The organism is Halalkalibacter suaedae, assembly GCF_017939705.1.
In the GTDB taxonomy this organism is placed as follows: Bacteria; Bacillota; Bacilli; order Bacillales; family Bacillaceae_D; genus Halalkalibacter; species Halalkalibacter suaedae.
Genome location: NZ_JAGKSQ010000001.1, coordinates 386185 through 409122 on the forward strand (window position 1 = coordinate 386185; position 22938 = coordinate 409122).

The 22938-nt window shown below is 38.1% G+C and carries 24 protein-coding genes and 1 tRNA gene; 10 read left to right on the forward strand and 15 right to left on the reverse strand.

What is annotated here, in order from left to right; genetic code table 11:
• Nucleotides 1-164: 164 nt before the first annotated feature.
• The 3 genes from J7W16_RS01840 to J7W16_RS01850 all read left to right on the forward strand — a co-directional run bounded on the left by J7W16_RS01840 (nt 165) and on the right by J7W16_RS01850 (nt 4315).
• Nucleotides 165-1505 carry a TrkH family potassium uptake protein gene (locus J7W16_RS01840; RefSeq protein WP_210595222.1) on the forward strand — a complete coding sequence of 447 codons (1341 nt, stop codon included), beginning with the start codon at nt 165-167 and terminating at the stop codon, nt 1503-1505.
• 111 nt (nt 1506-1616) lie between these two features.
• Nucleotides 1617-3152: a gluconokinase gene (locus J7W16_RS01845; protein ID WP_210595223.1), complete on the forward strand. Its 1536-nt coding sequence runs from the start codon at nt 1617-1619 to the stop codon at nt 3150-3152.
• Nucleotides 3153-4063: 911 nt separating this feature from the next.
• A complete protein-coding gene (locus tag J7W16_RS01850) occupies nt 4064-4315 on the forward strand; it encodes a hypothetical protein (RefSeq protein WP_210595224.1) in 252 nt (83 codons plus the stop codon).
• A gap of 504 nt (nt 4316-4819) precedes the next feature.
• On the opposite strand, the gene J7W16_RS01855 is transcribed toward J7W16_RS01850, so the two are convergent.
• Both J7W16_RS01855 and J7W16_RS01860 read right to left on the reverse strand, forming a co-directional pair.
• Nucleotides 4820-4895: transfer RNA gene (locus J7W16_RS01855), tRNA-Ala, on the reverse strand.
• 95 nt (nt 4896-4990) lie between these two features.
• Nucleotides 4991-5146, reverse strand: a complete 156-nt coding sequence (locus tag J7W16_RS01860; protein WP_210595225.1) for a hypothetical protein — start codon at nt 5144-5146, stop codon at nt 4991-4993.
• Between the two features lie 105 nt (nt 5147-5251).
• Between J7W16_RS01860 and J7W16_RS01865 the strand changes: the two genes are divergently transcribed.
• A complete protein-coding gene (locus tag J7W16_RS01865; RefSeq protein ID WP_210595226.1) occupies nt 5252-6265 on the forward strand; it encodes an ion channel in 1014 nt (337 codons plus the stop codon).
• Between the two features lie 75 nt (nt 6266-6340).
• Complete coding sequence (locus tag J7W16_RS01870; protein ID WP_210595227.1) at nt 6341-6997, forward strand: potassium channel family protein; 657 nt, start codon at nt 6341-6343, stop codon at nt 6995-6997.
• A 73-nt stretch (nt 6998-7070) separates the two neighbouring features.
• Here the strand turns inward: J7W16_RS01870 and J7W16_RS01875 are convergent, their stop codons facing one another.
• The 3 genes from J7W16_RS01875 to J7W16_RS01885 form a co-directional block, all read right to left on the reverse strand.
• The gene (locus J7W16_RS01875) at nt 7071-7499 is read right to left on the reverse strand and encodes a YugN-like family protein (protein WP_210595903.1); all 429 of its coding nucleotides are present in this window, start codon (nt 7497-7499) and stop codon (nt 7071-7073) included.
• Nucleotides 7500-7612: 113 nt separating this feature from the next.
• Entirely contained in the window at nt 7613-8962 is a 1350-nt protein-coding gene (locus tag J7W16_RS01880) for a glucose-6-phosphate isomerase (RefSeq protein ID WP_210595228.1), read from the reverse strand.
• Between the two features lie 252 nt (nt 8963-9214).
• Complete coding sequence (locus J7W16_RS01885) at nt 9215-10378, reverse strand: iron-containing alcohol dehydrogenase (protein WP_210595229.1); 1164 nt, start codon at nt 10376-10378, stop codon at nt 9215-9217.
• A gap of 166 nt (nt 10379-10544) precedes the next feature.
• On the opposite strand from J7W16_RS01885, the gene J7W16_RS01890 reads away from it, so the two are divergent.
• Nucleotides 10545-10772 (forward strand): DUF378 domain-containing protein, encoded by a 228-nt coding sequence (locus J7W16_RS01890; protein ID WP_210595230.1) that lies wholly within the window; start codon nt 10545-10547, stop codon nt 10770-10772.
• A gap of 87 nt (nt 10773-10859) precedes the next feature.
• On the opposite strand, the gene yugI is transcribed toward J7W16_RS01890, so the two are convergent.
• The 4 genes from yugI to J7W16_RS01910 all read right to left on the reverse strand — a co-directional run bounded on the left by yugI (nt 10860) and on the right by J7W16_RS01910 (nt 14491).
• Nucleotides 10860-11294, reverse strand: a complete 435-nt coding sequence (gene yugI / locus J7W16_RS01895) for a S1 domain-containing post-transcriptional regulator GSP13 (RefSeq protein WP_210595231.1) — start codon at nt 11292-11294, stop codon at nt 10860-10862.
• A 123-nt stretch (nt 11295-11417) separates the two neighbouring features.
• Nucleotides 11418-12557 (reverse strand): DEAD/DEAH box helicase, encoded by a 1140-nt coding sequence (locus tag J7W16_RS01900; protein WP_210595232.1) that lies wholly within the window; start codon nt 12555-12557, stop codon nt 11418-11420.
• 267 nt (nt 12558-12824) lie between these two features.
• Entirely contained in the window at nt 12825-14000 is a 1176-nt protein-coding gene (locus J7W16_RS01905; protein WP_210595233.1) for an aminotransferase, read from the reverse strand.
• Nucleotides 13997-14491 (reverse strand): Lrp/AsnC family transcriptional regulator, encoded by a 495-nt coding sequence (locus tag J7W16_RS01910; protein WP_210595234.1) that lies wholly within the window; start codon nt 14489-14491, stop codon nt 13997-13999. Before J7W16_RS01910 ends, J7W16_RS01905 begins: the two co-directional genes overlap by 4 nt.
• A gap of 149 nt (nt 14492-14640) precedes the next feature.
• On the opposite strand from J7W16_RS01910, the gene J7W16_RS01915 reads away from it, so the two are divergent.
• Nucleotides 14641-15195, forward strand: coding sequence for a cysteine hydrolase family protein (locus J7W16_RS01915; protein WP_210595235.1), 555 nt, complete (start codon nt 14641-14643; stop codon nt 15193-15195).
• Between the two features lie 53 nt (nt 15196-15248).
• Here the strand turns inward: J7W16_RS01915 and J7W16_RS01920 are convergent, their stop codons facing one another.
• Complete coding sequence (locus J7W16_RS01920; RefSeq protein WP_210595236.1) at nt 15249-15722, reverse strand: S-ribosylhomocysteine lyase; 474 nt, start codon at nt 15720-15722, stop codon at nt 15249-15251.
• An 88-nt stretch (nt 15723-15810) separates the two neighbouring features.
• Nucleotides 15811-16209, reverse strand: a complete 399-nt coding sequence (locus J7W16_RS01925) for a hypothetical protein (RefSeq protein WP_210595237.1) — start codon at nt 16207-16209, stop codon at nt 15811-15813.
• Nucleotides 16210-16306: 97 nt separating this feature from the next.
• Here J7W16_RS01925 and J7W16_RS01930 point away from each other — a divergent pair, with 97 nt between their 5' ends.
• Nucleotides 16307-17137 carry a YihY/virulence factor BrkB family protein gene (locus J7W16_RS01930; protein WP_210595238.1) on the forward strand — a complete coding sequence of 277 codons (831 nt, stop codon included), beginning with the start codon at nt 16307-16309 and terminating at the stop codon, nt 17135-17137.
• Nucleotides 17138-17233: 96 nt separating this feature from the next.
• Entirely contained in the window at nt 17234-17506 is a 273-nt protein-coding gene (locus J7W16_RS01935; RefSeq protein WP_210595239.1) for an HU family DNA-binding protein, read from the forward strand.
• Nucleotides 17507-17650: 144 nt separating this feature from the next.
• Here the strand turns inward: J7W16_RS01935 and J7W16_RS01940 are convergent, their stop codons facing one another.
• Nucleotides 17651-18121: an RDD family protein gene (locus J7W16_RS01940; RefSeq protein ID WP_210595240.1), complete on the reverse strand. Its 471-nt coding sequence runs from the start codon at nt 18119-18121 to the stop codon at nt 17651-17653.
• 169 nt (nt 18122-18290) lie between these two features.
• Here J7W16_RS01940 and J7W16_RS01945 point away from each other — a divergent pair, with 169 nt between their 5' ends.
• On the forward strand, nt 18291-18881 hold the full coding sequence (locus J7W16_RS01945) for a biotin transporter BioY (RefSeq protein ID WP_246879797.1): 591 nt from the start codon (nt 18291-18293) through the stop codon (nt 18879-18881).
• A gap of 899 nt (nt 18882-19780) precedes the next feature.
• On the opposite strand, the gene J7W16_RS01950 is transcribed toward J7W16_RS01945, so the two are convergent.
• The 3 genes from J7W16_RS01950 to J7W16_RS01960 form a co-directional block, all read right to left on the reverse strand.
• Complete coding sequence (locus tag J7W16_RS01950; RefSeq protein WP_210595241.1) at nt 19781-20368, reverse strand: hypothetical protein; 588 nt, start codon at nt 20366-20368, stop codon at nt 19781-19783.
• Nucleotides 20369-20509: 141 nt separating this feature from the next.
• On the reverse strand, nt 20510-21610 hold the full coding sequence (locus J7W16_RS01955) for a DctP family TRAP transporter solute-binding subunit (RefSeq protein WP_210595242.1): 1101 nt from the start codon (nt 21608-21610) through the stop codon (nt 20510-20512).
• A 43-nt stretch (nt 21611-21653) separates the two neighbouring features.
• Nucleotides 21654-22922, reverse strand: coding sequence for a TRAP transporter large permease (locus tag J7W16_RS01960; protein ID WP_210595243.1), 1269 nt, complete (start codon nt 22920-22922; stop codon nt 21654-21656).
• Between the last annotated feature and the right edge of the window lie 16 nt (nt 22923-22938).

A 22938-nucleotide genomic window follows, 5' to 3' on the forward strand; every position in this document is an offset into this window, starting at 1 on the left:
CCCTTCTATATTGATGTTATTTAAGTGTTTATGAAGGAGATAAATTGACTTATTGACAATTGAAATAAACAGGAGTAAATTCTATTCAAATCAATTAAACTAGGAAACTCCAAAATCGGAGGAACTTCAGATGAAGAAACTACTAATAAGAAAAGAGCGGAATCATGTCAAGTATTAAAAAGGGATTCTTGCATAAGCAAATCCAAATGTCTCCACCACAAATTTTGGCTATAAGTTTTTTAACTGCTATCCTTTTAGGCACTGTTTTGCTCATGTTACCTTTTTCAACAACCGAGCCAATTAGCTGGGTAGACGCTCTGTTTACAGCTACATCTGCAACAACCGTAACTGGTCTGGCTGTTGTTGACACTGGCACGATTTTCACTATTTTTGGCCAAATTGTCATTTTGATCTTAATTCAAATAGGTGGACTTGGCTTAATGACGTTTGCAGTTTTAATTATTGTAGTTTTAGGAAAGAAAATTGGATTAAAAGAACGGATTTTGATGCAGGAGGCACTTAATCAAACTTCAATTGGTGGGGTGATACGACTAGTTAAAATTTTATTTATTTTTGCTTTTTCAATTGAAGCGATTGCGGTTATATTGCTTGCAATACGTTGGGTTCCAGAGTATGGATGGGGATATGGGATTTATACGAGTATTTTCCATGCTGTTTCTTCATTTAATAACGCGGGCTTTTCATTATGGCCAGATAATTTAATGCGATATGTTGGAGACCCTGTTGTTAATATTGTTATTTCTTTGCTATTTATACTTGGAGGAATAGGCTTCACTGTCTTATCCGATTTATGGCGCACAAAATATTTTCATCAATTATCATTGCATACGAAATTGATGCTGATCGGAACTTTCGTCATTAATACCGTTGCAATGCTAGTCATTTTCTCATTAGAATATTCTAATCCATCTACACTTGGAGCACTGAACTTCCACGACAAGCTTTGGGCTTCTTATTTCCAAGCAGTTACCACTAGAACAGCAGGCTTTAATTCATTAGATATCGGAAGCATGACTGATGGTTCGATTGTTTTTATGTTACTATTGATGTTTATTGGTGCAGGTAGTGCATCAACTGGGAGTGGGATTAAGCTTACAACCTTTATTGTCATTGTTATGGCCGTTATTACATTTTTAAAAGGGCGTAACGAAACAGTGATTTTTAACCGAACGATCAAAAATCAAATTATCATTCGTTCATTGGCGATTGTAATTATGAGCTTAATGGTTATCTTTCTAACAATCTTTGCATTGTCTATAACAGAAAACGCTCCATTTTTGATGATTATTTTCGAGGTTTTTTCTGCATTTGGTACAGTCGGATTGTCTATGGGGTTAACTGCTGACCTTACATCTTTAGGAAAAGAAATCATCATCGTGTTAATGTTCATTGGTCGGATTGGTCCTTTAACACTAGCCTTCTCATTAGCCAAAACGCAAAAGTCTAGCATTCGCTATCCTGACGGTGAAGTGTTTACAGGGTAGTGAATTCATGCAGTGAATGACTCAAAAGGTGCAACACCTTCTGAGTCAGTCTTTTTTTAGAATGATAATTTCTCTTAAACGTGTTTAATGACGAGAGGATGGATAATTATAATGACTACCAAAAATTATGTAATTGGCTTAGATATTGGGACAACTAGTGCGAAAGCTGTGTTGTTTGAAAGAAATGGTTTAGTGGTAGCTGAAAATGAAAACGCATACCCAGTTTATCACCCAAACCCTTCATGGGTTGAACAAGACCCGTACGAAATCGAACAAGCTGCCATTGCCGCTATTTCAGGTACGATCGAAAAAAGCGGGATAAACAAAAATGAGATTATTTGTGTAGGTATTTCTAGTGCCATGCACTCTTTAATCTGTATGAATAATCAACATGAACCCATCTCTCCATCTATCACCTGGGCCGATGGTAGAAGTGCTACACAGGCCAATCACATCAAGGAGACAGTTGGTGAACGTATTTATTTAAAAACTGGTACCCCTATTCATCCAATGTCTCCATTAAGTAAGTTAATGTGGATGAAAGAAACAAATTATCAACCCTATCTAAAAGCAGCAAAGTTCATTTCTATTAAAGAATTTTTAATTTATAGATGGTTTGATCAATACATCGTTGACTACGCGATTGCTTCAGCAAGTGGTTTTTTTAATATCCATACATTTGAATGGGAGGAAGAAGCTCTTGCTCTAGTCGGGATTACAAAAGAGCAATTATCAGAACCTGTCCCACCAACAACCATTTGCCAAGGACTCACATCTACTTTAGCAGAAAAGTTTCAACTTCCAGATGATCTTCCATTCGTAATTGGTTCAAGTGACGGACCTCTTGCAAATATGGGAATTGGTGCAATTGAACCTGGGGATGTTGCCATTACGATTGGCACAAGTGGTGCGATTAGGCAAATGACATCTAAGCCTCAAACAGATTCTCTACAAGAGGTATTTTGTTATGGAGTGACAAAAGAATTATGGATCATGGGAGGCCCAACAAATAACGGTGGGATTGTTTTTCAATGGTTGAAAAATGTCCTAGGTGAAGTAGAAATTCAACAGGCATTCGATTCTGGAGGAAATGCTTATGACCTCCTGACAACCCTTGCTCAAAACGTAAATCCTGGATCAGAGGGTCTTCTGTTTCTACCGTTTCTAAATGGAGAAAGAGCCCCTTACTGGGATGCCGATGCACGTGGGAGTTATATTGGACTAACCCTCACTCATCAAAAGCCTCACATGATTCGAGCTGGCTTAGAGGGAGTCATTTATAGTCTTTTCAGCATCGGTGAAACATTGGAACGATTGGCCGGCAAACCTGTTAATCTTTTTGCAAGTGGAGGATTTGCCCGTTCTTCATTATGGCTACAGATCTTATCAGATATATTCGGACAAGAGATTCAAGTACCCGTTAGTCATCAAAGTTCAGCCTGGGGTGCAGCCTGGTTCGGGTTGTATGCATTAAATGAGGTACCATCTCTAGCGGCTATCAAAGATTCAATTCCAATGAATCAAACATACAAACCAAATAGTGTGAACCACAACACATACAGCGAGCTGTATAAAGTGTACCGAGAACTCTATTCTTCTCTCAAACCACACTTTAGTACACTTGCCTCTATTCAGAGAAATGTCTAGGCATTAAAAAGAGGCCGGGATATAATTAAAGAGGTTGGGACAAAAGTGATTTAACTAATAGAAAATCCGAACAATGGTAGTTGGTGGACGTTAACCGCTACTGAAATATACTACGCTTTCCGCGGGAAGCCGCTGAGCCGCATCACGCTACGCCTGTGGGGTCTCATCCTTGGCTTTATCATGAGGCCACTGAAAAAGGTGTGATCTTCACCTTTCTTTAGTGGCCTTTTAAGCAATGAGCGAAACCGTTGCATTGTCTTAAGCCTGCTATGAGTGGGTTTCTCATAGAAGGCGTGCAACGTGTGGAGCCATTGCTGCTTCCTCGAACCTGCCCAAAGGGACTTTTTCAGTGGCCTCTTTATCATCCCGCAGGAGTCTACGTATATTTCATCCGCTACGTGATTGCTTTGTTCGGTGTTTCAGCTAGACACTTTACTTATTTCCCATCCTCATATTTGTCCCGACCCCTTTTTAGAAGTACTGTACATTCTCCCTTTTCATAACTAAATTTCTCAATGCTTTTGTTACCCTCTAAACTCTTGATACAGTATACTTATATTTAACAAGCTTTATTTACCTATTTAACTCCACTTAATTGAATGACACTCGAACTAGTAATTCTATCTATCACACGTGACACCTCAAAGTAATTAACTGATGAGTCATTTATTATTGCAAAAGAATATCAGGAAAATCGAAATAACGGAGGTGTATAACTTTTATCGTGGGCTAGCTTCTCAGAATGGATGGGAATTCCTGTTTCCTGTCACTGTGGGTTTAATGGTAGCTACTGCATGCAAAACAGGTTGCTTAATGTGTCTTGGAGCCGCTTTAGGATTTAGCTCAGTTTGTCTTGCTGCTTGTGCAGCAGATCATTTAATAAATTCACAATAGAAATACGAGGGGATAGTATGGAGTGGTATAACTATGTTTCTCTTACTACATTGACTCTATCAGCGGTATTAATACTAATTATGTATATTAAAAGTAAGCAGTCAAAAAAAGATAACAAAGGATTAGTACCTGCTCTTGTATTCCTTGGAGTATTTTCCTTGTTAACTGCTGTAGGTATGATGAATTTAGGATCTTTACTTTTGTATGCTTTAAGTATTATTTGTTTTATTATAGCAGCAAGAATGTTCTTTAAATTAAATCAGAATTAAATCAAAATAATAGAGGTATTAGGAAAATCCTAGTACCTCTATTTTCATTATAGAAGTGAAGAAACGGAACGAAAAGTCGCTTATGTAGTCGCTTGGATCATTTCTGTGACAGCAACTACTGGAAGCTAATACTTTACTAAAATAAAAGGTTTTACCCCTTGTTCCTCACCCATTAATTTCATGTTCCAACACTCCACCTGCAGAGGTACTTAGTTAAACACAGAAGCTATGAATATGAACAGTGCTAATCCTAAACCGTTGCCGAAGGACTTGGCCATGACGTACGAACCCTCATAGAGACATACGCACACATAATACCTAATTTTCAAGAGGAAATAGCCAATAACTTTGGATCATCGTTTTACAACAAGGTAGTAAAAAAGGATCTATTCAAAATATGTGATCACAATGTGCAATTCACTTTTTATGTAACCATTTCAATTTACTCCACAAATAAAAAAACGTATTTCTAGAAAATAGAAAATACGTTAAAACCCTTATGGTTGGTGGAGCCAAGGGGGCTCGAACCCCTGACCTTCGCACTGCCAGCGCGACGCTCTCCCAGCTGAGCTATGGCCCCGATTTAATATAAATCACCTGAAACCATAATCAATCTTAACTGATGACAAGTTCTATTATACGATTTCCTTTGGAAAGCTGCAAGTCCTTCCGTCATTATAAAATAAGGTCAAGCAGCCACCAAGCCACACCAGCAATGACGCTAATAACGAAAGAGCTTAGAATCATTTTAATATTTAGCTTTCGGTGCTTCACTACGTCAAAAATTAACCAACCACAGAAAATAGAAAAAGCAAAAATAATAATTGACATTCTTTTATCTCCAGTCTTATTTCTTCATGCTATCTTACCAGAATTAAGATTGATCAGGCAATAGAATGGCTATACTGAGTAGCGAAAGAGATTGGGGGTTTTCCTATGTTTGAGGTCATCCAGAAAGTTGTAAGAATACGAAATTACACATTAATCCTTGCTGCAATATTCATCTTCGTAATAAGTTCTCTCATTATTCATCTAATAGAACCAGAAACATTCCCAACACTTTTTATTGGTTTTTGGTGGGTAATGACAACCGTAACAACAGTAGGTTTCGGTGATTATGCTCCTGTGACGGTGGCAGGGAGAATTTTTGGTATCATTTTATATTTAGTCGGTATTGCTATTGTCGGGGTTTTGATCGGGAAAATTGTCGACTCTTTTAGTACGTATCATAAATTAAAGGAGGAAGGTCGTTTGAGTTACAACGGAAAAGATCATTTTATTGTTGTTGGTTGGTCGTCCAAAGCGAAGAAAACGACCCAGGAGCTCTTAATCGCTAAAGAGCATAGCGATATTGTTATTATTGACAAGCAATCAACCTCTCCCTATATTCATGCTCGTGTGCACTATATTCAGGGTGATCCGACAACGCCTGACACCTTGAAAAAAGCGAATATTCTTCAGGCGACCTCTGTTTGCATTTTCGCAGCAGAGCCGATAAATGATGCGATCGAAGCCGATGGGAAGACGTTATTAATCGCTTCAGCAATTGAAAATTATGCAAGCGAGAATAATCACCCCATCTACACGATTGCAGAAATCTTAAAAGAAAAGCATATTCCAAATTTCAAGCATGCAAATGTCGACGAATTTATCGTTTCGAATGAAGTTTTCTCTGAATTAATGGCACAGTCAGCGATCTATAACGGGTCAACTAGATTGTTTATGCAGTTACTGACTCGCCATCGTGGCGATGATATATGGGAAATCCCGAAGAGACCGGATTGGGTTATTTACGATGATGCCTTCACTGCACTAAAGACCCAAGGAGCTAATCTTATAGCCGATCACGAAGATCTTTCGATTATCCGACGACTAAATGACCGAATCCCTGTTGATGCAAAATTATATATTATTTGTGATGAAAAAACGTATAAAAAGGTGATATCTTAACCATTGACTAACGTAAACAAAAGGAGTAAATTAGCCATAGTAATCCGCACTCTCTGAAAACTGAAGGAGTCTTTTATGAAAAAACAATTTGCAGTTATTGGTTTAGGTCGATTTGGCAGTTCTGTTTGTAAAGAGCTATATCGAATGGGACATGAAGTATTAGCGATTGATACAAACGAGGATAAAGTTAATGAATTTGTTAGTTCATCAACACATGCAGTCATTGCTGATGCAACAGATGAGAAAGTCTTAAAGAATCTAGGACTTCGTAATTTCGAACATGTTGTTGTTGCGATTGGAGATAACATTCAATCTAGTATTCTGTGCACATTGTTATTAAAAGAACTAGAAGTGCCTCAAGTATGGGTAAAAGCCCAGAACACGTACCATCACAAAGTGCTTGATAAAATTGGGGCTGACCGGATTATTCATCCTGAATATGATATGGGGATCCGCATTGCTCAGCATTTAACCTCTGAAAAAATTATTGATTATATTGAACTGTCTAGTGAATACAGTATTGTCGAACTGATTGCAACAAATAAAATTGCTAACCAATCGATCATTGCATTAGATATTCGTGCAAAATATGGCTGTACTATTTTAGCAATCAAACGTGGGGAGGAAATGAATATCTCTCCATACCCGGATGACGTTATTGAACAAAATGATATCCTTATTGTGATTGGTCATAAAAATGATTTAAAACGTTTTGAGGATGACGGACTATAAAAAAATTCTTAATTTAAGCTAAAGGCCGTTGGAAGGTTTTAACCTTTTTCCAATGGCCTTTGTTTGAAATCATTTATGATAACAAAGTCATTTCCAATTCTTGAATTAAGCTTTGTGCTGTCGGTATATATTTTGAATCAATAGAGCCATCCTTCTCAACTGGCTCTGTAAATTGATTAAATGAACTATTTATATTCATGCTTATTAGTCCATTAAAAACATCAGGATTATCATCTAAGCCTTCTTGATATTTATGATTTAGTAAATAGGGCTGGCCAATTTCAACAGATACCCCACGTTGATCCAATTCTCCATCTACTGCCCTAAATGGGACACGTAAAAAAGTGTAGCCTTGCTGATCTCCCTGGTCGATTTTGTAATCAAAGCAACCATGATCATACTCCCATCCACCACCAATGCTATAGCCTAATGGTTTCAATTTATCTTCTAAGACCTTTAAATTAAATTGTTTTCCCTCAATTTTTGATTGAACAGCAATCATATAGTCACCAATCCCTTCCAAGGTTATCTTGCTCTTATCGTTCCCTGGATTAATGATCGCTATGAAAAAAAGATGCTTAAAAGTCCTAATGACTTTTAAGCATCTACATCAGTTTATTTTAAACGAGCTTCAAGCTCTTCCTTCTCTTTTTCGAATCCAGGCTTACCAAGCAATGCGAACATATTTGTCTTATATGCTTCTACTCCCGGTTGATCAAATGGATTAACACCAAGTAAATACCCACTAATTCCGCAAGCCTTCTCGAAGAAATAGACAAGATAGCCGAAGTGGTATTCATTCAATTCTGGAACCGTCACAATTAAATTCGGAACCCCGCCATCAGTATGTGCAAGTAATGTACCTTGGAATGCCTTTTTGTTAACGAAGTCCATTGTTTCACCAGCTAGATAGTTTAATCCATCTAAGTCACTAGAAGCTTCCTCAATTTTCACTTCTTCACGGACCTTGTCCACTTGAATGACAGTTTCAAATAGATCACGACGTCCATCTTGAACGTATTGTCCCATTGAATGAAGATCTGTTGAGAAGTCGACAGATGCTGGGAAAATTCCTTTTCCATCTTTCCCTTCACTTTCACCGTATAATTGCTTCCACCATTCAGAAACAAAATGCAATGATGGCTCATAATTGACCATAAGTTCAATTGTTTTACCTTTGTTATAAAGTGCATTACGGACAGCAGCATATTGGTACGCTTCATTTTCTGCAAGATTCGGATTGTTGAAATCTTCACTCGCATCTGCTGCACCTTTCATCATTGCTTCAATGTCTAATCCACTTACTGCAATTGGTAATAGACCAACAGCAGTTAACACAGAGTAACGTCCACCAACATCATCAGGAACAACGAACGTCTCATAGCCTTCTTCATTTGCTAGCGTCTTAAGAGCACCCTTTTCACGGTCTGTAGTTGCATAAATACGCTTGCGTGCTTCTTCTTGTCCATATTTCTTTTCAAGGTAGTCACGGAAGATACGGAATGCAATCGCAGGTTCTGTTGTTGTTCCAGACTTTGAAATAACATTAACAGATACATCCTTGCCTTCGATCAGTGCAAGTAAGTCCTTTACATAGGTTGAGCTAATATTTTGTCCAACAAAGAAAATTTGTGGTGTTTTACGAGCTTCTTTTGATTGAATATTGTAGAAGGAATCATTTAGTGCTTCAAGAGCCGCACGTGCACCTAAATAAGAACCACCGATACCAATTACTAGTAATACATCCGTATCATTTTTGATCTTTTCAGCTGATGCTTGAATACGTGCAAATTCTTCTTTATCATAATTTTTCGGTAGGTCGATCCATCCTAGATAGTCGCTTCCTGCCCCAGTTCCATTATGTAATGCTTCATGAGCTTCTTTTACAGCACCCTGTAGATAATCAATTTCATGTTGATTGAAGAAAGTAAGTGCTTTTGAATAATCAAATTGTACTTTAGTCATTTTCTATAATCCTCCTAAAATTTATTCTCTCTTTTTCACTTTATCGAATGAAAGCCGAAGAATCAAGCTATTAACGAAAAAAGGGGTTGTTTTAAAAGTTATTGTCGAAATTTTCGGACAGAACTTTAAGCAATGGTTGATTATAAAAATGTATTAAAAGCCATGAGAGAAGCGCTTCTCTCCTCTCATGGCTCGTAGCAAACAGTGCCATTTACTACTACTATTTTTTATTTTTTAGACAGCCTCAAGTTTTTAAAGTGCAGCCTTTAAAATTTCACGTACATCTGCCTCGTCGAGTTTCTTAAAGTTTCCAAATGGTCCACGATTTGAAGCAAGCTCTGCCATGCGATCAATTTGGCTGTTATCAATATCATAGTCGACTAAGCGATTTGGTGCTCCAAGAGATGTCCAGAATGCTGAAAGCTTTTCAATTCCTTCAAGTGCAACTTCCTTATCCGATTTCCCAGTTGGATCAACACCTAATACTCTTGTCGCTAATTTGACGTGTCTGCTTATTTTCTCATCTAATGCATAGCGTAATGTATGTGGAAAGAGAATTGCTAGTCCTCCTGCATGTGGAATATCATATACTGCTGAAACAGCATGCTCAATATTATGCGTTGCCCAGTCGCCATGCAAGCCCATTTGTGTCACACCATTTAATGCCATTGTTCCACAATATAGAATCGTTTCACGAAGGTCTTCATTTTCAAGATCATCAAGAAGCTTTGGACCTGCTTCCATTACAGTCAAAAGGATGGATTCCATCATTCGGTCTTGAAGCTCTGTGTTTTCAGATTTGTGGAAATAGGCTTCAATGACATGACTCATCATATCAACAATCCCATATACCGTTTGATCTCTTGGAACACTTACCGTATTTGCCGGATCTAGAATGGAAAATGTAGGAAAAGAGAAAGGACTACCCCAACCTAACTTCTCATTCGTCTCCCAGTTAGTAATAACAGAACCAGCATTCATCTCAGAACCAGTTGCTGCAAGCGTGAGAACTGTTCCAAGTGGAAGAGCCCCAGTTGGTTGCTGCTTCTTTTTAATAATATCCCAAATATCACCATCGAACTTAGCTCCGACTGCGATTGCTTTTGACGCATCGATAACACTGCCACCACCAACTGCTAATACAAGATCGATTTCTTCCTCTTTGCACAGTTGGATTCCTTTATGTACTGTAGTAAGACGCGGATTAGGCTCAACGCCAGCAAGTTCAGTAATCTTAACTCCAGCCTCTTTTAATTGGGTTAGGACAAAGTCGTATAGCCCATTCTTTTTAATACTGCCTCCACCATACACGAGTAATACGTGCTTAGCATACTGCTTCACTTGATCTGCTAATTGCTCATTTTGGCCTTTACCAAAAATCAACTTTGTTGGATTATGAAATACAAATGGATTCATTTTCGATTCCTCCCTTTCTTTCATCACCATTATCGCCAAATTCATATCAATTGTAAACGATTGACACTTGTGATCACGAATAAATTTCGGTTAACTCCTTATTCTATACAGTGAGACACGGCATTTCATTTTGTTGTGTACATTACAAATGTTGGAGGTGAATGATGTGAGCGGTATTCAACGTACAGCATTAGTTCTTGCGATAATTGGTGCGATCAACTGGGGCCTAATTGGTTTCTTCCGTTTTGATCTAGTTGCGGCTATCTTCGGTGGTCAAGCAGCAGCATTCTCACGCGTAATTTATGCCCTTGTTGGTTTAGCTGGTCTATACTGTATCTCCATTCTTTTCAAACCAAGTGAGGAGCTTGAGAGAGCCCCTGAACCACAGCGTTAATAAAAAGGAAAGGATCTGATTCGAAACGAATCAGATCCTTTTTTAAGAAAAGAAAAAACAGGGGCGCTTCCGCCCCTGTTCTTATTCTTACTTCTTCGCTCTCTTGTTAAGATCAGCTTGAATTTCGTTAGATTGCTTCAACCACTCTTTAAGCTTATCTTCTAACGTGTTGAATCCTTGCTGTGGAGCTTTTTGTTGTGCAGGCTTACGGTTATTGAAGTTACCGCCGCCACCACCAGCTGGACGTGGTTTGCTAGCTGGACGTGCAGGACGCTCAGGTGCTTCCTGAGTTGCACGAATTGAAAGTGAAATCTTACCAGAACCCTCCTCAACATTCATGATTTTAACCTTTACTTCGTCGCCGACTTTAAGTACATCATTGATGTCCTTAACAAAGCCATGTGCCACTTCTGAGATATGGACTAGTCCTTGTTTCTTTTCATCAATTGCTACAAACGCACCAAAAGGCTTGATACCTGTAACTTTTCCTTCTACAATCGTGCCTACTTCATAATTTGACATACATATACATCTCCTAGATAATTTTTAACCTTTTAATTTTAACACAATATATCACTTTAAGCAAAAAAGCTTCTTACCCATTTAACTTATTTTTATTAACTATTGCTAGAAATAGAAAAAAACTTATCTCTTTTCAAGTTTCCCATGAGACAATTCGACCTCATCTAACGAAATATTTAACTCTCTTTTGTATTTCACAAGCTTATATTCGTTAATTTGGTCGACTAATGTAATGACTCTTCCGTTTTTCCCCATTCTCCCTGTTCGTCCAGCACGATGAACATAACTATCTGGGCTTGTTGCTGCATCCAACTGAATAATATGTGAAACATCGTCGACATCCAAGCCTCTTGCTGCAACATCGGTTGCGATCAGAATTTGAATGTCTCCCTTTCGAAATAGTTGTAATGCTTTTTCACGTTCAAGCTTTGATTGGTCTGACGACAAAGCTAACGACTTAATCCCTCTATAAGAAAACTTCTCTGCTGTTTCGTTCAACTTGTCCAACTGATTAACGAAAACAATCCCACGTTTAATCTCCTCTGCATGAATGATCTTTCTAGCAGTATCAATTTTATTTCTTGTTTCGACTCGGATAAAAAGATGATCAACATTCTTCGTTTGAAGGACACCACCCTCTGCTGCCATTTCAACGACAAAAGGAGCAACATCGGCAACTTGATCAGCAAACTTAGGAGGAATTGTCGCTGAAACAAATAAATACTGTGTATCTCGTCCAGCTCTTTTAGCAATTTGCATCGTCGCTTCCCATGAAGATTGTTCAGCCATCATTCGATCAGCCTCATCTACAGCGACTACTGACACCTCATGAAGTTTCAGCTTCTTTAATTCAATTAGTTCTAACATTCGTCCAGGTGTTCCAATTGCAAGCTGCGGCTTCTGTTTTTTCAATTTTTCAATTTGACGCTTTACATTAGCCCCACCGATAAAAGAACCAATTTCAATTGGTGCATTTTTTGTTAACCCTTTTGCCACCTCGACAACCTGCATTGCTAGTTCCTGTGTTGGTGCGAGAATCATGACTTGTAATCCTTTTTTCTCCGGATCAACCTTTGCAAGAGCAGGCAATAAAAAGGCTAATGTTTTCCCTGTTCCTGTTTGTGATCGTGCAATAATACTCTGGCCATTTAATGCTTCTGGAATCATTTTCTTTTGTATATCCGTTGGTTCGGTAAGCCCCTGTTCTGCTAATACAGTTGCTAGTGTAGTTGGCAATTGGTCGAACGTAAAAGAATCATTCATACTATCCCTCTTCCTTCAAAATCTTCTATGCTTGAAATCTTATCTTTTTTTTCAAATGAAAACAAATTTTAATTTTTTTCTAAAATTTATGTATAGTTTCAAAACATTTGTCCATAATGGGTATTACAATCGTATCCCCCTACGAGATAAATTATTTAAGTGTCCCAACGCTGTTTGGGACACTCTTTTTTGTATTAAGTTAGATTGAACATTACAAAGGGTGTCTCAAAAGGTATTGGTTTTGAGACACCCTTATTATTATCCCCATTAAAATGATTTCAATAATCTTGAAATCCTTTCAATTGATTGTTCTAAGTTATCCATTGAGGTCGCATAGGAACAACGAATATGCCCTTCCCCACCCTGACCAAAAACCGAACCAGGAACAACAGCTACTCTTTCTTCTAACAGAAGCTTTTCTGCAAATTGTTCAGATGATAAGCCCGTTCTTTCAATTGATGGAAACGCATAGAATGCCCCACCTGGAGTATGGCATGTTAAGCCAATTTCTGCAAATGACTTCACGATATAGTTTCGACGTTGTTTATAGGACTGTTTCATACGTTCCACTTCATCTAAGCCACTTCTTAATGCTTCAAGAGCCCCATATTGTGCCATGGTCGGTGCACACATTAGGCTATATTGATGAATCTTTAGCATTGCCGCTAACAAATCTGGTGGTGCCATTACGAATCCTAATCGCCATCCCGTCATCGCAAACGCTTTTGAGAATCCTTGAATTAATATCGTTCTATCCCTCATTTTCGGTAACGAAGCAAAGCTAACATGCTTTTCATCATATGTTAACTCCGCATAAATTTCATCAGAAAAAACGAGAAGATCATGACGTTCAATCACAGAGACAAGATCTTGAAGCTCTTTATGATTCATCGTTGAGCCTGTAGGATTATTAGGAAAACAGAGCATAATCGCTTTTGTTCGATTTGTAATTGCTTTTTCAATTGCCGATGCGGACACCTTGAAATCATTTTCAATCGATGTTCCGACCGAAACAGGCACTCCGCCTGCCATTTCAACTAGAGGTGCATAGGAAACAAAGCTCGGTTCAACGACAATGACTTCATCGCCTTCATCAAGAATTGCCCTCATACCAATATCAATTGCCTCACTTGCACCTACTGTGACAAGTACTTCGGTTTCAGGATCATATTGAACAGCGAAACGCTTATCCATATATAACGAAATTTCTCGACGTAATTCAAGCAACCCCGCATTCGCTGAATAAGCAGTAAACCCTCTTTCAAGCGAGGAAATGCTCGCCTCCCGGGTATTCCATGGTGTAATAAAATCAGGCTCCCCAACACCAAGAGAGATGATATTTTCCATCTTTGAGGCCAAATCAAAAAAACGACGAATTCCTGATGGTTTAATTGATTGTACACGCTTGGATAATCTAGAATTTTGCTTAGTTTGTGAAATCATGGTGTCACCACAATGCGACGGTCTTCTTCTCCTTGATCAAACACAACACCGTCATGCTTATACTTTTTCAACTGAAAATGTGTCGTTGTTGAGATAACCGTATCAATTGTTGAAAGCTTTTCTGAAACAAAGCGTGAAATTTCAGACATTGTATTCCCTTCAATCACAACAGATAGATCATAAGCCCCAGACATGAGATATAATGCTTTCACTTCAGGAAATCTATAGATTCGTTCAGCTACTTGGTCGAAACCAACTCCACGCTGAGGAGTTACTTTTACATCAATCACTGCAGTTACTCCCTCTTGCTTTTCAACCTTACTCCAATCAATCACTGCTGAATAACTAAGAATAATCTTGTCATTCTCTAATTTTTTTAGTATGGACGTTACCTCATCTTCGGTCATATCAACCATTTTCGCAAGGGTCGGTAGAGGAATTCGCCCATTGCTTTCAATCACTTGCAGAATTTCAATCATCTTATCATTCATCTCTCTATCCCCTTCCGCTTTAAAAACACGTATGGTATCTGTTTATTTTGTTCATCATAACATATCAGACGAAATTTAATTGAATTTTCTTAGTAAAAAAAGGCTACTTTTCTACACTATTTTTCAACCCGAAAGGAATGATACCTATCATGCCTTTATCAGATTCACGATATGCACTCTTAGTGATTGATATGATCAACGATTTTGAATTTTCTACTGGTAAAGAGCTCTACCCATTTGCACTCGAAGCAGGTAAACAAATTTCCATCTTAAAGGAGAAGCTCAAAGCTAAAAATATTCCGATCATTTATGTTAATGATAATTACGGGAAATGGCAATCTGATTTCAGGCATCTTGTTTCTCACTGTGTTGAACAACCTGTCCTTGGTCAACCCATTGCTAAAATGATGTGTCCTAATAAGGAGGATTACTTTATTCTAAAACCGCAATTCTCGGGATTTTTTGCGACACCACTTGATTTATTACTTACTCATTTAAAGGTTGATACATTAATTCTAACAGGTGTAACTGGAAACATGTGTGTCTTGTTCACTGCAAATGATGCATATATGAGAGAATATAAGCTTATCATCCCATCAGATTGTATTGCCTCGGAGACAGTTGACATTAACGATCAATCGCTACAAACAATGAAGAAAGTCTTAAAAGCCGATATTCGCCCATCCACTGAACTATTCAAATGAAAGTAAGAGAGGTCTTAATCATTAGCGAATGCTAACAATTAAGACCTCTAACTTTAAGCGAATATTTGCTTTAATGTTTCTTTATCATGCTCAAGCCAGTACTTCATTAACCTTTTTGCACCTTCTAAGTCATGAAGCTTCGCTTGGCCGCATTGCTTTTCTGTAGCAGCAGGTACATCAGTAATGTCAAGTGAGTACTTCATTGTTTTTTCTAGTACATCAATAATCTCATCGACTGTTGGTGTCCCACTCATGATCAAATAAAAACCAGTCTGACAGCCCATTGGAGACAAATCAATGACATCGAAATGGTCATAGTCTTCAGCAAAATGACGAATATTTAATGCAAGTAGATGCTCCATTGTATGAATAACATCTGGTTTCATCGCCTGCTTATTTGGTTGAAAAAAACGAATATCAAATTTATTAACTTCACCGTCAGAACCTACAGGAATCGTTCCACAAGGTCGAACGAATGGTGCCTTTACAATCGTATGGTCTAATTCAAAGCTTTCCACAGTTGGCATAAAAACCACTCCCCATTCTTACTTTTCTAGTACTTCCTAATAGTATACAAGAGTTCATTCTATCTGTCTAAACCCATTGTTTGGGACATTATTTCCCTTGTTCTTCGACCGGGATCTGATGGGCAGTAGCAAACACTCTTATCTCAGATTCTAAACCATCAGGTCCAAAGCGATGAAGTTTAATTCTCATCCCAGATTTCGGATAGATCAAGACAATTGTTCGACTACCGATAGCAATGACTGTTATTTTCTTAATATCCTCAGCCCTTAGCACACGATTTACAATTGTTTTTCCTAAAATAACAATTCGATAGGTTAATTGTTGCTGCTCAGGAATAAACTTATAAGAGGTTGTAATTACAAGAAGAAGTACGAATACCACACCATAAGCAAACCATTGATATGAATGATCTAGCATTGATCCATAGACCATTGCTAGTAAGATTAACAAAAGCCACAGAAACATAGGCTCTTTTGCTTTATACATTTTCTCTACTCCCCTTCCACATACTATTATACATAAGTTTTAATGATCTAAAAGAAGGGAAAGAAGATCAACAGTAAAACAAGTAAAGGAGAAAACAATGAAATCATTTACACGTATTTTTTTTAAACAATTAAAAACAGATCCAATTCTTGATTGGGCTGCTACACTTGCTTACTATTTTATGTTATCAATTTTCCCACTTTTAATTTTCATGCTAGCATTAATTCCATATTTTAATTTGGATGTAGACATGATCTACTCCTTCATTAACGACTATGTTCCAGAAAACCTTGCAGAACTACTGTCAACTACCATACTAGAAGTAATCAACGAACCTCAGGGTGGACTCCTTTCCTTCGGGATCTTGGCGACATTATGGTCGGCATCAAATGGTATGAATGCCTTAATACGTGCTGTTAATCGCTCTTATAATATTGAGGAGACTAGAGGCTTCCTGAGACTTCGTGGACTTTCAATTTTACTAACAATTGGCATGATTATTGTCATTGTCGCAACACTCCTATTACCTGTATTCGGTAATTTAATTATTACTGGTCTTGAACGCTTTTCACTACTCCCTCATGACATCGCAGTAATTCTAAACATACTTAGATGGATTATCGGAATTGGCTTAATGACGTTAGTGCTAATGTTACTCTACTGGATCGGTCCTAATATTAAATTGAAGTTATCTCAAGTAATTGTTGGGGCTGTTGTTGCTACAATAGGCTGGCAAATTATCTCGTTTGCCTTCTCCACATATGTAAGTAACTTTGGAAATTTCACTGCAACTTACGGAAGTCTCGGAGGGGTTATCATTTTAATGCTCTGGTTTTTCTTAACTGGTTTGATTTTAGTTATTGGCGGTGAATTAAACGCAACATTATATCTTCATAAAAGCAAAAACAATAATAAACCTACAAGTTAGTAAAATGATTTCGAAAACGTGTATAAATTATAGAAAATTGGTGATGATGGTAGCAAGAAACACGCTTTACCAACGATATGAGGAGATGATTGAACAATGAACAAAACAGAATTAGTACAAGCAGTTGCAGAGCGTTCCGAACTTTCAAAAAAAGATGCAGGGCTTGCAGTTAATACAGTCTTTGAGATTATTGAAGAAACACTGGCAAAAGGTGAAACCATTCAACTTATTGGTTTTGGAAACTTCGAGGTAAGAGAAAGAGCAGCAAGAAAAGGAAGAAATCCACAAACTGGTGAAGAGATTGATATCGCTGCAACAAAAACACCAGCCTTCAAAGCAGGTAAGCAATTAAAAGAAGCCGTTAAGTAAGCCGTAACATATGAGAGGTTGATTCATCCTTATTCAGCTGAACAAATCAAATTAACCTCAAAAATGTCCAAGGGCACTAAGAAGGTAAAAGCATACCTTTCTTAGTGCCCTTTTTCATTTACCCCAGTTCATTCATATCTACTATTACTGTTGATATGGCGAATCCTCAGCAGGCTTATTGTATGTAACATACGTTCTTGCAAGCATGTCATGTATACTTCGTTTATCTTTTCGAAACGCAACCATAAAAACACTGACAATAAAGGCGATTCCGAGAGTAATTGTGTAAACAAATATTCCAACTACTGAACGAATAAGCATCGTTCCAAAGCCAACGTTACTACCATCTACCTTCACAATCCGGATCCCACAAATACGCTTACCAACCGTATAACCAGCCCATAGGACTGGAACAATCAGCCCATACAGAAGTTCTCCGATTCCTTGAATAGAATTAATAATAAGGTCCTGCTGAGTCATTTCTGGAAAGACCTCAACTTCACTTCCCGAAACAGGAATGATTAAAAAGACAATAAAAAAGACAAACGTGATAAAAATGCTGTCCAGTATTCGTGCACCGACACGAATCCAAAAACCAGCTGGACGTTCAACCATATGATCAGCCTCCCTAAAATAACAATCTTTTACATTATAACAAAGATACATAGACAAAAACAAAACAAAATGGAGTACCTTTATTGTAAACCAAACTATGTTTTTGTGTTGACAATGATTAGTAATACGACTATTCTACTAATAAATACTAATTTATGAGGTGAACCTATTGACTAACTCCACGATTCAAACAAAGCAGCTCGTACTAGTAGCAATGTTTGCTGCATTAATGCCAATCGGAGCTAACTTTACATCTTTTCTTGTTATTGGACTTGTACCTATTACGCTCCAAACCTTTTTCTCAATTTTAGCAGGAGCTCTTCTCGGTAAACGACTTGGAGCACTTGCTATGATTATTTACTTGATCACAGGTCTTGTTGGGTTTCCGGTATTTGCTCAGTTTAAAGGGGGACTCGGGACATTTCTCCAGCCAACTTTCGGATTTTTACTGTCCTTTGTTATTTTGGCATATGTAACTGGACTTATTATTGAAAAACGTCAGAAAAAGAACCTAAATACATTTTTAATAGCTTGCTTCGTTGGTCTATTAATAAACTATGTGTTTGGTACACATTATATGTATTACGCTACTCAATTCCTTGCTGGGTCTGACGCTGTCAGCTACCGTGTTGTTTGGGGTTGGATGGCCGCACCACTCGTAAAAGATATCATCTTAACCTTTTTCGCTGCTATTTTAGCGACAAAAATCTATCATATTGTCCAAACTTCCAAATCATCACCCAATCAGAAGATAGCATAGTCTACGAATCACTAAAGAGACTGAGATATAACTATCTGACTAAAGTTCCAAAGAAATTAATCCATAGCGGATGCAAGATATGTATACTCCTCCGCTGCAAAAGCAAAAAGCTTAGAAACCGCAGAGTCACTGAGGCCAGCGATATACGTAACTTTGGATTCTGTTGGGGTAAAACAATAGAAGAGGCTGGGACAAAAGTGATTTAACTAATAGAAAACCAGAACAATGGTAGTTGGCGGACATAAGCCGCTCCTGAAATATACTACGCTTTCCGCGGGAAGCCGGTGAGCCTCCTCGTCTACGCCTGCGGGGTCTCACCCTTGGCTTTTTGATCCCGCAGGAGTCTACGTATATTTCATCCGCTACATGATTGCTTTGTTCGGTATTTCAGTTAGACACTTTAGTTATGTCCCAGCCTCCTTTATTTTTTCTTTTTCAGGTTCATGTTTCGTTTGAGATCAACTACGCAAATTGTAATAGCACATTTAGTTTTAATATTCTCTTGATATTCATTTTTAAGAACAGAGAAATTCGAGCTCCCCTTTCATCTAAGCGGACGGATGGGTGGGCCGACTCCTGCAGGATAGAAAGGGCAAGGTGGAAATCCACCGGCACAGCCGGTTAGTTCCACGCCCTCCGGCGGGTGTGTGCCCCCCATCCCGGTAGCGTGTTCGAAGCGATTTTTTACAGCCAATAGCTTCCCAAGACTTGGCGGCCTGAAAGTTTAATGATATTCTACTTTTCACCTCCTGATTTTCCAGTTACTTCTAAAAAAACGAGAAGGTCACCTACTTCCTGCGAAAAGCGAAGTATATTCCAGGAGCGGCTTCCTTACACCATACCCTTCATTTCGTTTTTTTGTTAGCTCAAACACTTATGTCCCAGCCTCTAATATTTTGTTATGATTGTACCTCTAGATAACTAATACGATAGGTTTCATCATCCTTCACCATCACCACTCTTACACTAATGTAATCAGTGGATGGATAACCTAACTCCCCAAACTCACTCTCTCCATAAGTACTACCTTGTTGATAAAATTGTATAGGAGCATCCTCCATCTTCATTTCGATCTCTCCGTCAAGATCATTTATCTTAATGTCTTCTTCCACAATCATCCGTAACCCTGGATTAAAAACTGAATTTTTCATCACATCGTAAAAATTGCTGCTACCTTCCCCGTTAAGGTAGTTTTGCACTTTCTCAGCATATACATAGCGACCGTCTTTCAACATATAAAACTCATTCAAAAACCAGGATACTCCTTCATCAGTCATAAATTCAGAAAGATGTGAACGAATGGACTCCTTCGTGTGATAAAATTCATTATAAAACAACCCGTCCTCAATTGTGTGATAACCAAATAATTCATGAACATTTTCTAAAAACAAATCATACTGAGCGATTGCTTCTTGCTCACGAACCTGATTAAAACAGCCACTCAGGCTTAGTAGAAGCAAGAGTAACGTGAAAATGTGCTTGTTCATTTTCTCACTCCTTTTCTCTCTTATAATATAAGACGAGCTAAGCAATGAAAAAGTTTCAATTTTATTGAAAAAAACCCATGAAATTTACATAAAAAAACATCTCAAAGGGGATCTCCCTTTGAGATGTTTGATTATCTCTTACTACTCATGCTCAGCAATTTCTTGCTCAAGTAGATCGAGCATTGCATTACCTTCTTCGCCAACTACTTCTGTACGGAAGTATTCACGAACTGGCTCTGCAAGCTCACGGAATGCAGCTGTTTCTTCTTCAGTTAATTCATATACTTCTGTTGGATTTTCAGTATCATTTTTAATCTCTTCTAGTAATGACTCATTCATTTCTTTCTGCATATCAAACACTATTGGTTGCATTTCTTCAACTGTCTCATCAATCATTGCACGAACATCCTCAGGCAAATCATTATAGAAAGTTGGATTAACTGTTGCCATTGCAACATAGTTATTATGATTTGAAATCGTCATATCGCTTTGAACTTCATGGAATGCAGCATCTTGGATAAAGAAAATTGGATTTTCTTGCCCGTCAACAACGCCACGATCAAGTGAAGTATAAAGTTCAGACCAGCTCATTGCCTCTGGTGTTGCACCATAAGCTTCATAAGATTCCTGAATTAATGGAGATTCTTGAGTGCGCATTTTAAAACCTTCGAAATCTGCAGGTGTACGTAATGGTGAACTACCAGTCCACTGCATTGCACCTTCTGTAAAGAAAGCGAGTGGCTTAATATTATGTTCTTCATACATACCAGCTAATTGAGTATTAAGAGCTTCACTCGTGTTTAAGATTTCTTGTGTTTTCTCTTGATCATTTGGGAAAAGGAATTGAAGAGCAAATACTTGACCTTCCTCTACCATCCCACCAGTGAAACCAGGAGATACAATTGCGAACTGAACAAGTCCATCTTGAAGTTGTTCTACTTGGTCTACCTCACTACCTAGTCCACCAAATTCATAGACATCGATATTAATTGCACCATCAGACTTTTCATTCAATTTTTCAGCAAATTGCTCTGCATATTCATATTGAACTTGACCATCTACTTCTTCAGTAACAAACTTCCAGTTATACGTTTCTTCAACAGCAGCTTCATCTCCGCCACCAGTATCTGTTCCTGTATCACCTGTATCTGTTTCTGAATCATCAGAACCACATGCCGCTAATGCCACTGAAAGTGCACCAGCCATTGCTACTGTTTTCCATCCTCTTTTGTTAAAAATCATCGAATACCCCCTAGGTAATTTGTTTTTCTATTTCAAGGAAAATCTACAATAAGAATAACGAGATCTCCTCAAAAAATATGAGTAACACCGATACGATAAAAAGCATCACAATATACGGTGGTGTTCCTTTAATAACATCCAAATATGACTTGTTAAAGACCGCACTGGCGGTAAATATATCTACCCCAAACGGCGGGGTTGCAGAACCAACTGCTGCTTGGAACACAATCACAATTCCTAAATGGATTGGATCTATTCCGGCAGTCATAGCTACCGGATAAAAGATTGGTGTTAAGATTAGAATAACAACAATCGGATCAACAAACATACATCCTATAAAGAAGAAAATTGAAACAATAACTAAGATCTGAATGGCTGATGGATCTGACCCAAGTACGGCTTCAGATAACATTTGTGGGATTCTCTCATATGAGAGGATCCAAGAAAAAGCTTGACCAGCAGCAACAAGAATAAAAACAGCTGAAGTAACTAGTCCAGTTGACAAAGCAATTTTCGGAACATCTGGAAGCTTTATCGTTTTGAAAATGAGAAGCTCAAGAATTAAAGCATATAAGACCGAAACCCCAGCAGCTTCAGTTGGACTAAAATAGCCCATATAAATTCCACCGATAATAATAGCTGGAAAACCTAATGGAAGTAGTGCTCGGGATGTGAAATTGAATCGTTCCTTCCACGAGTACTTTTCGGCAAGCGGAATATTAAAAATTCTCGCATGAATATAGCTATAAACAGCAAACATGGTAAAAACAAGTAATCCTGGCCCTATACCTGCGATAAATAAATCACCAACAGATACTTGCGGTGCTGCTAATGCGTAAATAATCATTCCAATACTTGGTGGAATTAATAACGCAATATCACTTGAATTGATAATTAGTGCAATTGCACTAGAATCCTTGTACCCAACAGATAACAATCTCTGTCGCATCGGCTTACCAACAGCAACAACTGTTGCTTGAGTTGATCCCGAGATGGATCCGAATAATGTACAGGCAGCAGCAGTTGTTATTGCATAGCCACCTCGTATATGTCCAATGAATGCTCCGACAAAGTCTAGTAATCTCTGAGACGTCTTTCCTGTTGACATAATATCAGCAGCAAAAATGAATAAAGGTACTGCAAGAAGTACATATGAAGATATACCTTGCATCATTTGTTGAGCGATGAACATTGGATCTACGTTAGGAATAAAGAATAAAACAACAACAATCGAGGCTGCAGTCATCGGAATCATCATCGGGAAACCAAGTAATAGCAACACAATCATTATTATTAACATCGTAGCAATCATCGTTTGTCCCCCAATG